4 protein-coding genes and 1 tRNA gene are annotated in these 12517 nt (G+C 60.5%); 1 reads left to right on the top strand and 4 read right to left on the bottom strand.

All coding sequences use genetic code 11. The annotated features are described in order from the left end of the window. Positions 1 to 8399: glycoside hydrolase family 94 protein (locus PF446_RS08540; protein WP_298071010.1), on the bottom strand; the 8399-nt coding region annotated here is incomplete at its 3' end. Between the two features lie 81 nt (positions 8400 to 8480). Between PF446_RS08540 and PF446_RS08535 the strand changes: the two genes are divergently transcribed. Then, the gene (locus PF446_RS08535) at positions 8481 to 8633 is read left to right on the top strand and encodes a hypothetical protein (RefSeq protein WP_298071009.1); all 153 of its coding nucleotides are present in this window, start codon (positions 8481 to 8483) and stop codon (positions 8631 to 8633) included. A 284-nt stretch (positions 8634 to 8917) separates the two neighbouring features. On the opposite strand, the gene PF446_RS08530 is transcribed toward PF446_RS08535, so the two are convergent. From PF446_RS08530 to PF446_RS08520, 3 genes are all read right to left on the bottom strand, one after another. After that, a tRNA-Ser gene (locus PF446_RS08530) sits at positions 8918 to 9007 on the bottom strand. Between the two features lie 533 nt (positions 9008 to 9540). Further along, positions 9541 to 10818: a serine--tRNA ligase gene (gene serS, locus PF446_RS08525; protein WP_298071008.1), complete on the bottom strand. Its 1278-nt coding sequence runs from the start codon at positions 10816 to 10818 to the stop codon at positions 9541 to 9543. 83 nt (positions 10819 to 10901) lie between these two features. Next, positions 10902 to 12095: an MFS transporter gene (locus PF446_RS08520; protein WP_298071007.1), complete on the bottom strand. Its 1194-nt coding sequence runs from the start codon at positions 12093 to 12095 to the stop codon at positions 10902 to 10904. Between the last annotated feature and the right edge of the window lie 422 nt (positions 12096 to 12517).

Genomic DNA, 12517 nt, shown 5'->3' with positions numbered 1-12517 from the left:
CGACACTGCACCTGGATGTGATGATCCTGCCCGTCGTCGATCAACACAATCTCGTCGCTGGCCGGGATGGCATCCATGACCTGCGGTTCATCATCTGCCACCAGATGCACCGTAATGTGATAAGGCGTGTTCCGGAAGCGGTAATCCACGACGTAACGTTTCCACTCAGCCGGTACCACCGGCCTGATGCGAAGCCGGTCGCCTTCAACCTGCAGGCCCAGCAAAGACTCCAGAATCAGCCGGTACATCCATCCCGCGGAGCCGGTATACCAACTCCATCCCCCACGTCCGGCATGCGGCGGTACGGCGTACACATCCGCCACGACCACATAGGGTTCGACCTTGTATACATCGATCGTCGCGGCGTCCATGCCATGGTGGATCGGGTTGATCATGTCCAGCACCTCCCACGCACGCTTGCCATCGCCCAGGGCTGCAAATGCCATTGCGGCCCATACGGCCGCATGCGTGTATTGCCCTCCGTTTTCGCGCACGCCGGGCACATAGGCCTTGATATAGCCTGGATCAAGCTCCGAATCGCTGTCGAAGGGCGGTTCCAGAAGTTGCACCAGATCAAGGTCGCGCCGCACCAGATGCTTGTCCAGCGACAGCATGGCCTGCCGCTGTCGGGCTTCGGGTACGGCAGCGGAAAGCACCGCCCAACTCTGCGAGATGGAATCGATACGGCAGGCACTGTTACTGGCAGAACCCAGCGGGCTGCCATCGTCGAAATATGCCCGTCGATACCAAAGGCCGTCCCAACCGTGACGCTCCAACGATGGCTGCAAGGCACTGGCCTCGGTTTCACATCGATGGGCGAAAGTCTCATCGCCGTGAGCACGGGCAGTCGACGCGAACGTCTTCAGGACTTCGTACAGAAAGAAAGCCAGCCATACGCTCTCCCCCCGCCCGTCCTTGCCGACCCGGTCCATGCCATCGTTCCAGTCACCGCCCCCGATCAATGGCAAGCCATGAGAGCCCCGCGGCATGCTGTGCTCGATGGCCCGAACACAGTGTTGGTAAAGGGTTTCGCACAGCGGTGAATGACCTGGAAGATCAAAGTAGGACTCTTCCCCTGGATGCAGTGCCCGGCCTTCGATGTAATGCACCCTTTCATCAAGGACGTCGCGATCATCGGTGATGCGTACATAACGGCTCGTGGCCAGCGCCAGCCACAGGTAGTCATCCGAGCAATGCGTGCGTACACCGCGATCCTGAGGCGGGTGCCACCAATGTTGCACATCGCCCTCCGGAAACTGGTGTGCGGCGCAACGCAGCAAATGCTGACGCACCAGGTCGGCATCGGCATGGATCATGGCCATCACATCCTGAAGCTGATCGCGATAACCGAACGCTCCGCCAGATTGGTAGTACCCGCTACGTGCGTAGAAGCGCGACGCGATCACCTGGTACATCAGCCATCCATTGGCAAGCATGTTGACCGCCGTGTCGGGCGTCTCCACCTGCACCGCACCGAGTATCCGACGCCAGTGGGCCTGGACGGCCTCCAGGGCCGCGGCGGCAGTACCCTTGCCGCGACAACGCTTGGCCAGGTCGCTCGCTCCACTCGCGTCGAGCGCTGCACCCAGTCGGAAAATCACCTCGTGGCTGTCGCCGGCATTCAACGTGAAATTGCTGCGGATAGCGCCACAAGGATCCAGCCCGGCCCCGACACGCCCGGACAACCGCGGATGAGCCATGGCTGCCGGAGCGCGAAGCGTACCGTTGCGACCAATGAACTCGCTGCGGTCGCCGGTTGCGAAACGATCCGCTGCCTCGACATCGAAGAAAGCCACGCGCTGTGAAAAGCCTATCCTGTAGGCATTTCGTGCAAACAGCGCACCGCTGGCCGGATCAAGTTCGGTGACCACATGCATTGCCGTGTTTGCGCGCAGATCCCCCAGGACCCACTCCACGTAACCGGTCGCGGACAAGTGGCGTGTCCTTCCCGAGTCGTTGCGCAACTTGAGCACGGAAAACTTGACTGCTGCGTCGATCGCGACATACACCCACAACTCGCTGTGAATGCCGTCCTCGACATGCTCGAACACGCTGTAGCCAAAACCGTGACGGGTCCTATAGGCCCCTTTCCCACGACGCGGCAGGGGGGTCGGAGACCAGTAATGACCGTTGTCCTCGTCGCGCAGGAACAACGCTTCGCCGCTGGCGTCCGTTACCGGATCGTTGTTCCAGGGCGTCAGCCTGAACTCATGTGCATTCGCGCTCCAGGTATATGCGCCCCCACTTTCCGAAATCACCGTACCGAAATCGGGATTGGCCAGCACGTTCACCCAGGGTGCCGGTGTCACGTGGCCGGCCTTGGTCATGATCTCGTATTCGCGTCCATCCGCGCTGAAACCGAAAGACGGGGTGCCGAAAACGAGGGCATGCGCCTCCGGTTGCGTAACCGCGTTTGCAGAAACTTCATCCTTTCCAGCGACAACCAGATGTTCCGGTTCAAAACGTGGCAAAGGCGCATTCGCCCAGCGCCTGTGAATCTGTTGGGACAGGCTGCCGCGTTTGTCGGACAGGACAATCCGTGCTGCAGCCTGCGTCAGGATACGATCCTCGCGTGAAAGCTGCGGTGCCGGCCGCACGAAAATGCCGCCCGGCCGATCGAGCAGGTTGGTCTCGTGACCGGAAGCGATCAGATCCATGATCAGGTCCCGCAACTGCTGGCGGTAGCCGCTCTGGTCTTCGTTCCAGATCACCAAATCCACCAGCAATCCCTTTTGGCGCCAGTAGGTGTGCGCCTGTATCAATTCACGCACCAGGTCGATGTGCGCCATATTGCCGATCTGCAGCAGAACAATGGGCCGATCCCCCGAGATGGCCTGTCCCCACAAACCCGATTGATCGCGCTGGTTGGCCACCAGGACACTGGACATGGCGCGCAGCCTGGCATGGGGATAGATGATCACGGAGGCCATCTGTTCGTACAGACGTGCCTCGGACACAGTCGCGTTGAGCTGGGTCAGGAATACCGCGCTGTGTGTCCAGGCCAGACCGAACACACGATCCGCCAGGCGTCGATCGCGGTATTTTTCGATCAGGTGCATGCAGGAATCACGACTGCCGCCCATGCCGGTGACCAGGTCCACTGTCGCTGACTGCCCGGGCTCGAGTTGCAACCGGCAGCGGATGGACACGATCGGATCCAGCACGGATCCGGCACTATTGGAGAGCAGTCCCTCGTCGCCATCCAGCATGTCCATGGCCGCGGGATGAACCAGATCCCGACCGCGACCGATGAAGCGGGACCGGTCGGTTTCGTAGGACACCGCCAACACATGCGCGTCGTGTACCGCCAGCAGATGACACATCCACGGCGCATCTTTGTCGGTGGACCGGGGGCGACGCGTACTGATAATCGCCTGCAGCGATTGGATCAGTTCGGTCTGTACGAAAAGTTTGCTGAAAGACGGATGCATGGCATCGTCCAGTGCCGGCGCCAGAACCACTTCGGCATAGCTGGTCAGCTCGATGGTGCGCTGAACACGAGAACGATTGGTCAGATGAATACGCCGCAGTTCGATATCGTCCTCGGGCGAAACCGCGATCTCGGTATGGGCCTCGATACCGCGTACACGTAAGCGATACTCGGCCCGTGCATCGGAAAAAATCGCCTCATATTGGTCCACCCGTTTCAGGGTTGGCTGATGTGTCGTCGACCAGAAGTCACCACTATCAATGTCCTGCAGATAGCAGAACATGCCCCAGTTGTCGCAGGTCGAATCCTCTTGCCAGCGCGTAACCGCAAATTCATGACAACGGCTGTATCCGCCACCGGCACTGCTGACCATGACGTGATAGCGGCCATTGGAAAGCAATTGCACTGCCGGACTTGGACGCTCCGGATCGGTGAAGACGTTCAGCCCGCTCTCGTCGCCGCGCGCGATCACCGCCGCTGTGGGCATGCTCGCGGCATGCAGGTATTCGGCCGCCGTTCTGGAAGCACGCTCCTGCAGCAGGAGCGCACTCGCCTGGCATTCCCGGTCCGCGGCAAAGCGCCGCTGCATCGGCGCGTCCAGCAACAAACTTGCCAATGCCAGAAATCCCATGCCCTGGTGATGCGCCATGAACGAGCGCACCGCGGCATGCGATTGGCCTCGGGGAGATCTTGTCGGGGTGTAATCAATGGCTTCATACAAGCCATAACGCCCCATAAAGCCGGCTGCGATCATTCGCTGCAGGTTCGCCATGGCCGCTGCCGGAGAGACCTGCAGCGCCAGTAACGTGGCATAGGGTGCCACCACGATATCCTCACCGAGTCCCCGCTTGAGCCCCAGTCCCGGCACACCGAATGCGCGGTACTGATAGTTCAAATGAACGTCCATCGCGTTGTAGCCGGATTCGGACATCCCCCATGGCACCCCCAGCTGGTTACCGTATTCAATCTGCCGTGCAACCGCTGCGATGCATGTCTGCTCGAGCAGCGTGCCGGCATAACTGGGCATCACCAGCATCGGCATGAGGTACTCGAAAAGCGAACCGGACCACGACAGGAGTACCGGCAAACCACCGGTGGTGGTCAACAAGCGGCCAAGACTGAACCAGGCCGCCTGGGGCAACTGTCCCTGAGCGATGGCGACGAAGTAGGTCAGTCGTGCCTCGGATGCCAGGAGATCATAATATCCCGCATCCTTTCGCCGGTTGTCCATGTTGTAGCCGATCGAGAGCAGGTCGCGTTGACGATCGTAGAGAAAACCGAAATCCATCACCTCCAGCGCCCGGGTTTCGGCAGCCAGACGCGCGCAACACGCCACGTATTTCTTGGCGTGATGGCGGCATGCGAGCAAGGCATCCGCACGGCTTTCATTGGATGTTTCGACCTGCATATTGGCGAGCTCTCGCCATGTCGGCATAAGTACGCTCGCCGCATCGTCCAGCTGCGGATCCGGAAGTAGCGACCAGGGGCTGATGTCAGCGGCCACATCACGACACTGCGCCTGCAGCGACCGCACCCAGTAGCGCGTCTCGCTACCGTCATCCAAATTCACATCGTCTGTAAGTTGTTCGATCGGCACCCGCAGTTGTTGCAGCAATCGGGCTGCAGCCGGCAAAGAGCGCGGAGGTGATGCTTCTGCCCTTTCCAGTTCGACCTGAATGCGCGCCAGTGCGGACTGCATCGGGGAGGTGTCTTCGATTGACTGACTTGCCAGTCTGATCGTGGTGGCCAGTCCTTGCAGCACGCTCATTTCGAAGACCGGACGATCCGGCAGCGTCAACAGCCCTCCTCGCAACGTGATCAGGTGTCCGGCCAGGTTGCCGCTGTCAACCGTCGAAACATAGCGTGGTTCCAAGGGCTGCAGGGTCTGCGTGTCATACCAGTTGAAGAAGTGTCCGCGATACCCCGAAAGTCCCCGCATGGTGATCAATGACAAGCCAACGCGCTGCACCAGACGTGCGCCGCTCAGATAACCCAGGTCATGCGCAGTCAGATGCGCCAGAAGCGCCAGTCCCATATTGGTTGGGGAAGTTCTATGGGCAACACTCGGCCCGGGTTCATGCTGAATGTTGTCGGGGGGTAACCAATGATCCTCTTCGCATACATGCTGGTCAAAAAATGCCCAGATGCGTCGGGCCAGATCCTGCAAAAGCTGCTTTTGTGCAGTTGAAGGACTGAAGCTTGCACTCTTGGGCGTCAGGCTGATCCACCAGGCTACGGCCGGCGACAGCAGCCAGGCCACAAGCAGCGGCGTAGCCCAGGCCAGCGCCATAGGTCGCGACCAGAGAAGCGCAACCAGGGACACCGCAAGGACCGGACCGATCCACATGAAGCGATACAACCCGGCCAACCCGTTGACACTGCTCCGCTCGACATCTCGTGAAGCCGTCCATTGCAGCAAATGACGATGACTGAATGTCATGCGCCACAACGTCCGCAAGATCGCATCCAGGCTGAACAACGCCTCGTGCGGAAGCCATACCAACCCCAGCAACGCGCGCAACAGATGATGTCCCGACTCACGCAACGCAACCGGAAGGTGCTGTCCCAGCATCACATCGTGCGGCTTGCGCACCAGTAGCAACAGCGAGGAAACCAGTGGCAAGATGAAGACGAAGGCCAGCACGGCGATGATCCACCATGGCTTATCCGTGATTGCCAGCCAACCCAGCAGCAGCACGGCAAGCAGTGCGGCAGGCTCCAGGCTGCGACGCAAATTGTCGAGCAGCTTCCAACGCGACAGTGCCGACAGCTGGTTGCGTTCGATCCGACCACTGGCTCCCCGCGCCCATGGCCCGATCCATGGCAACAGTTGCCAGTCGCCGCGAATCCAGCGATGTTGTCGGCGCGCATTCGTGCTGTAGCTGGCCGGATATTCCTCATAAAGCTGGACGTCGCTGAGCAGGCCGGATCGGGCATACGTGCCTTCGATCAAGTCGTGACTGAGAATCCGGTTGTCCGGGAATCGTCCCTCCAGTGCCTGCTCGAACGGCTCCACGGCATAGATTCCCTTGCCGATGAACGACCCTTGCCCGAACAGATCCTGATACATGTCAGAGGTCGCGCGGGTATAGGGATCGATCCCTGCATCGTTGCCAAACAATTGTGCATACGCCGACCGTGCCGTGCTCTGCAGGCTGATGCCGATGCGCGGTTGCAGAATCGCGTAGCCGGAAACCACGCGACGTTTGACGGGGTCATAGACTGCATGGTTGAGAGGATGCTCCATGGCACCAATGAATTGGCGTGCGGCATCACGCGGCAACTGTGTATCGGCATCCAGGGCGATGACATAACGCACCTGAGTAAGGCGCGCGGTGTTGCCCACGATCAGCGAGAATCGGCTGCCGCCCTTGCCAAGCAGCAAAGCATTGAGCTCGGATAGCTTGCCGCGCTTGCGTTCGTAGCCCATCCACACCTGTTCGGCGTCATTCCAGCGGCGCGGGCGGTGGAACAGGAAAAAACGATCGCCATCATCGCCCGGATATGCCTGGTTGAGATCCTCAATCAGGCGTTGGGCTGTCGCCTCAAGCACAGCATCCTCTGGCAACTTCGGGCTTGGCGCGTCCGCGAAATCGGTCAGCAGGCCGTAATGCAGGTATTTGTCCCGGTTGGCCAGAAAGCGAACCTCCAGGCCTTCGACAAGTTCGTTGATGTCCTGCTCGCTGCCGATCAAGGCTGGGATGATGATCAGTGTGCGTGCACAGACGGGGATACCGTGAACAAAGTCCAGCCTTGGCAGCATTGTGGGCGTCAGCGTCAGCGCGACCAGCCAATTCACCAGTGCAACCGCCAAGCGGCTGGTCATCAACAGCAGTGCCACAGCCAGTATCGCCACCAGGACCCTTGGCCAACCGGCCAAGTGCACTGCATGGATGAAAGGAAACGCCAATACAGCGGTGAGGATCACCACAGGAACCAGGTACAGTAACAAGGGCGCACGTTTCAGCGCCCGCAACCAGATCCGGGCTGGCGTCCAGCGCATGGCGATCCGTTGCTCCAGCGCCGGCAGACCGCGATCGATCAGATAAAAGCCCACATGAGTCTGTACTGCGTCAGCGTCGGCGGCAGCATCCTGTCGGGCCAACTCCAGTGCGGCGAATGCCACCGCCTCTTCTGACTGGTCACTGCCCTTTGCAAGTCTCTCCACTGCATGCCGATAGTGGTCCCGTGCCGCAAAGTCCATCTTTGCATAGACCCCCATCGGATCATCGCGCAGCAGATGTTCGACGATGCTGTTGGATTCAACGAAATCACGCCAGTCCGTGCTGTCCAGCATGCGCAAGCTGCCAATGCTGTTTCCAACCGAAACCTGCGTGGAAGCCTGCATCTGGGCCTCCAACTGCACCAGTTGCTCAATGGTCTGTCCGGACTCGGACAGACATTGCTCGATCCATGTCAGTGGAACGGCGAGGGCCATGCTCTGCCCCTGCAACCGACGTGTCAGCTCGGCGACAAAGGAACCCAGCATGGGTGGTACGGAACGAGCCATGTCGGAGACCGTCAGCACCACGCTCTTGGGGTCAAGTTCCGCAGTCCTGGTCAGGCGATCGGCCCAGTCAGCCGCCAATTTGCGTTCATTCCAGTTGCTGACCACCCGCGCCGCGATACGGCGCAAATTCTCGATCAGAGCCAGACGCAGCATGATCGGAATCGCCCACAACTCGCCCAGCGTAAGTGGCGTGATGGTCTGGTAGGCGACGACAAACCGACTCAGGCTTTCACTGTCCACTCGACCGTCCCCATGGGAGACGACCTCCAGGGCGATATCATAGACGCGCGGCAGGCCAATGGAGACGCCATTGGCCAGCCAGGGCAAAGCATAGCTGTAACTTTTGGGCAGGTGCTTCTGGGCGGTGCGTATGTGCTCTTCGATCAGGTAGTAGTTGTCGAGCAACCATTCCGCTGCCGGGGTGATATGCCGGTTGGAATGCGTGGCTAACGTCAGCATCCGGCAACTCTTGATCAGGACTGCCTCATTATCGGCGAGGCGCGAAAGCAACAGGCCCTTTGCTTTGCCGATACCCAGGCGATGATGCTGCGCCAAATGGACGCCATGGCGTTCCATCTGGTCGGCACTGAAAAGCTCGTCACGAAGTGCGGGTTCAGGCTCTACAGCCCTTGGACCGTAGCGCTGGAAGCGCTTTCCCAGAGCCCGACGAAAAAAATCGATAAACGCATGTAACGAATTTCTATCCATAGAATCCGCGGCTCGTCATTTGACCGTACCGAGACACCGGTGCGGAATTCCTTGAGGATTGAGGGTGCTTCTGAGCCTGGCGCAGGAAACGCCGACCTCGATATCTCACGACGGTGCGCCAGACATCATTAATTTGATGTGAATCCCAACTGCGAAGGGTATCGACAAGAATCCAACAGCGGCGTCGGATTCGCTCGGAAAGCCTCAAACCGAGCCCCACCAGCATCTGGACCCAAGAGCAATGGGCATGTCTGGTTGCCGTGCTTGAATGGCGGAGAGAGTGGGATTCGAACCCACGGTAGGCGTAAACCTACGGCAGTTTTCAAGACTGCTGCCTTAAACCACTCGGCCATCTCTCCGTTTTAAGTTGTAACAAGACGCGCTCCGCGCGCCTTACGGCAGTTTGACTCGGGGCTCCTGCCCCTCGCCCTACGGGCCATCGGCTGCACCGATGTTCGCTACGGCGTCCTGCCTGCGCGAACAAGACTATTGTAGCGCGTGACGACCACGCGGGTGGATCCCCCGAGGTTGTCGTCTACCTGCTTGGAAGACCGTTTGCGAGGAGACGTCTGCACAAGGCGCCAAAATGAAATGCCGGGAACAGGATCGTGATCGGCAGCAGTATACCGGTGGCAATGAACAATCCCGGCGGGGCCCCCTTTACGGCTTCGGGCAACAAAAACGTGTACAGCAAAAGCAGCAGCGACACGATGCTCTGATCCCTGAGGCTGGGGCGTGCAAACCGCCGTCAGATCAACAATGCACCCACGTCGACGACGAAACGGGAAAATCCCAGGGCGATTCAAGGCCACGCCATTGAAAATGCTCCACCGAACGGGCGGGATGATGCGTTGCCTGTACGCGTGGGGTTTCATCGGTTGGCATATCTGTTTCAGGCTATGGATGCCTCACCGTTCATGTAGGGACGCAAGACATCGGGAATGGTAATCGAGCCGTCAGGATTCTGACCGTTTTCCATCACCGCGATCAGGCAACGGCCGACCGCCAGGCCCGAGCCATTGAGGGTATGCACCAGTTCCGGTTTGCCGGTGTCCGGATTGCGCCAACGAGCCTGCATGCGACGCGCCTGGAAATCGGTGCAGTTGGAGCAGGAGCTGATCTCGCGATAGGTTTTCTGGCTGGGCAACCAGACTTCCAGATCGTAGGTCTTGGCGGCACCGAAGCCCATGTCGCCCGTGCACAGCAGGACCTTGCGGTAAGGCAGGTCGAGCTTGCGCAAGACGGTCTCGGCGTGTCCGCTCAACTGTTCCAGGGCCTCCATGGAGTGATCCGGACGGGTGATCTGCACCATCTCGACCTTCTCGAACTGGTGCTGGCGGATCATCCCGCGCACGTCCCTGCCATAGCTTCCAGCCTCGGCCCGGAAGCACGCCGTATGTGCCGTCAAGCGCAACGGCAAATCATCGGCCTCGATGATGCTGTCGCGGACCAGGTTGCTGAGCGGTACCTCGGCCGTGGGGATCAGGTAACGCTGTGTCTCACCGACCACGGTGGAGAAGGCGTCATCGGCGAACTTGGGCAACTGCCCGGTGCCCTGCATGGATTCGGTATTGACAAGCAAAGGCACGTTGCATTCCAGATAGCCATGTTCGCGCGTATGCAGGTCCAGCATGAACTGCGCCAACGCGCGATGCAGGCGTGCCAGCTCACCACGCAGCACCGTGAAGCGTGCTCCGGACAACTTGGCGCCGGCCTCGCCATCCAGCCAGCCGTTCCGCTCGCCGAGTTCGACGTGATCCTTGACCTCGAAATCGAATGTGCGCGGCTCGCCCCAGCGTGACTGTTCGACGTTGTCACGCTCGTCTCTGCCCTCGGGTACCGAACGGTCGGGAAGATTGGGGATCCCCAGGACGATGGCCTGGATACGTGCCTGCACGTCCACCAGGGCCTGCTCGTTGGCCTTCAGTTGATCGCCCAGGCCGGCGACTTCGGCCAGCATCGGGGCAATATCCTCGCCCGCCGCCTTGGCCTTGCCGATGCCCTTGGATCGCGTGTTGCGTTCAGCCTGCAGCTCCTGCGTGCGGGTCTGCAACAGCTTGCGCTCGGCCTCCAGGGCTTCCAGAGCCTTCGCATCCAGGACATAGCCGCGAGCCTTCAATCGCGTGGCGGTATCCGCAAGCTGCGTGCGCAAGAGCACCGGATCGAGCATGGAAACATCCTGATCAATGGACAAGCGGCCATTATCACGGCTCACGCTTGCAGCGTGCAATGCGTGTGCACCGCGCAACGCGTCTAGACGGACACGGACCGTCCATTGCGGACCCAGGTCAGCAGGAGCACGGTGGCCAGGCCAGCACACAGGGCGCCAAAAGCGAATGCCGCCAACGGTGTTGCGATCTGCCAAAGTTCGCCGAAGATGATGGACGCCGGCAGCAGCATCAGCCCCGCGACCAGGTTGTACCAACCGAACGCCGTGCCGGCATGACCCGGCTCGACCAGATCGGCCACCAGTGCTTTCTCGGTCCCCTCCAGTGCTGCCATGACCAGACCATAGCCGGCAAAGGAGGCCCACAAGGCCCAGCCCGAAGCCGGCAACAGGCCCAAGACCAGATAGGCTGCGGCATACGCACCCCAGGCGATACCCAGCACACGCACACGCCCGAAATGGTCCGAGAGTGCCGAAAGCGGCGTGGAAAAGATCGCCGCGACGGCGGAGTACAACGCCCACATCAGCACCACGCGTTCGGCGTCGGTCCCCAGATCACCCGCACGCAGCAGCAGGAACATGTTCGAGGAGTTTCCCAGCGTGAACAGCCCCAGAACCACAAGATAACGGCGAAACTCCGGCGACAGACCGGACAGGTTCCAGCGCATCGGACCACGTGTGGAGACCTCCACCACGGACGGGTCATTCAGGCGCAAGGTCAGGACGATCACAACGAAAGCGGGCACCACCGACCAAAGGAAAATCTCGCGCATGCCCATGCCCCGTGCCAGCAGCACGGCTGCGATCAGCGGGCCCAGCACGGCGCCGGTATTGTCCATCGCGCGATGCAGGCCAAAAGCCAGTCCACGACGTCCGGGTTCGACGCTTGCACCTAGCAGCGCATCGCGAGGTGCTGCACGCACGCCCTTGCCCAGGCGATCAAGCAGGCGTGCGCCGAAAACCCCGACCCAGCTGTTGGCCAGCCCGATCAAAGGCCGTGCCATGCCAGCCAGGGCATACCCGCCGATAACCCAGCCACGCATGCTGCGGGTGCGATCAGAAAGCACTCCTGCCACAAGCTTGAGCAGGCTGCTGGCAGCCTCCACCACCCCCTCGATCAGCCCCAGAGTGCGCGGGCCGGCCATCAGTACCGATGCCAGGTACAACGGCACCAGCGGATAGATCATGTCGCTGGCGGTGTCGTTGAACAGGCTGACCAGACCCAGCAGCCAGACGGTCCGCGGCAGGCATCGAAGCGCGCGCCAGGCAGGCCTCAACATGCATCTTTCCGGGTTGAAGAGAAGCGGGCGCCGCATGCAGCACGCCGCCGCAAAACACCGGATGGATCAATGTTGATGATCATGCAGGATTGTCCTGATCACGCCCGGGTGAAGAGCCCGTGCATTCCGCGACAGTAGACAGATGCCCAGCCATCCGCAACACGATGGCGTCCGGGCAGGCGCGGTCCTTCTGTGTGCAGGGCGTCTGTGTCCGGTGCAGTGTCTGTGGTGCGAGATGGTGAACCGGTTGCAGGTCGCTGTTGACGCGATATGGGCCATGAAGCACGGGACACCCTTGACGGCCTGCCCGTGCAGTCATGCGCTCACGGACGAGGCGGCCGGTGCGCTATGCTTTCTGGCCACGGGTCGGGTTGTCCCAACGTCGCCCGTCCAGTGAAAAGGAGTTTTCATCATGACTGAAC

Origin of the sequence: Oleiagrimonas sp. (assembly GCF_027858935.1) — a bacterium.
Lineage (GTDB): Bacteria > Pseudomonadota > Gammaproteobacteria > Xanthomonadales > Rhodanobacteraceae > Oleiagrimonas.
This window is presented reverse-complemented; position numbering and strand designations above follow the sequence as displayed.

Bases quoted from the DNA above. Each gene is read 5' to 3' on its own strand.
- PF446_RS08520 (WP_298071007.1), bottom strand. From the start codon at position 12,095: ATGTTGAGGCCTGCCTGGCGCGCGCTTCGATGCCTGCCGCGGACCGTC.
- serS (WP_298071008.1), bottom strand. From the start codon at position 10,818: ATGCTCGATCCGGTGCTCTTGCGCACGCAGCTTGCGGATACCGCCACG.
- PF446_RS08535 (WP_298071009.1), top strand. From the start codon at position 8,481: ATGATGCTGCGCCAAATGGACGCCATGGCGTTCCATCTGGTCGGCACT.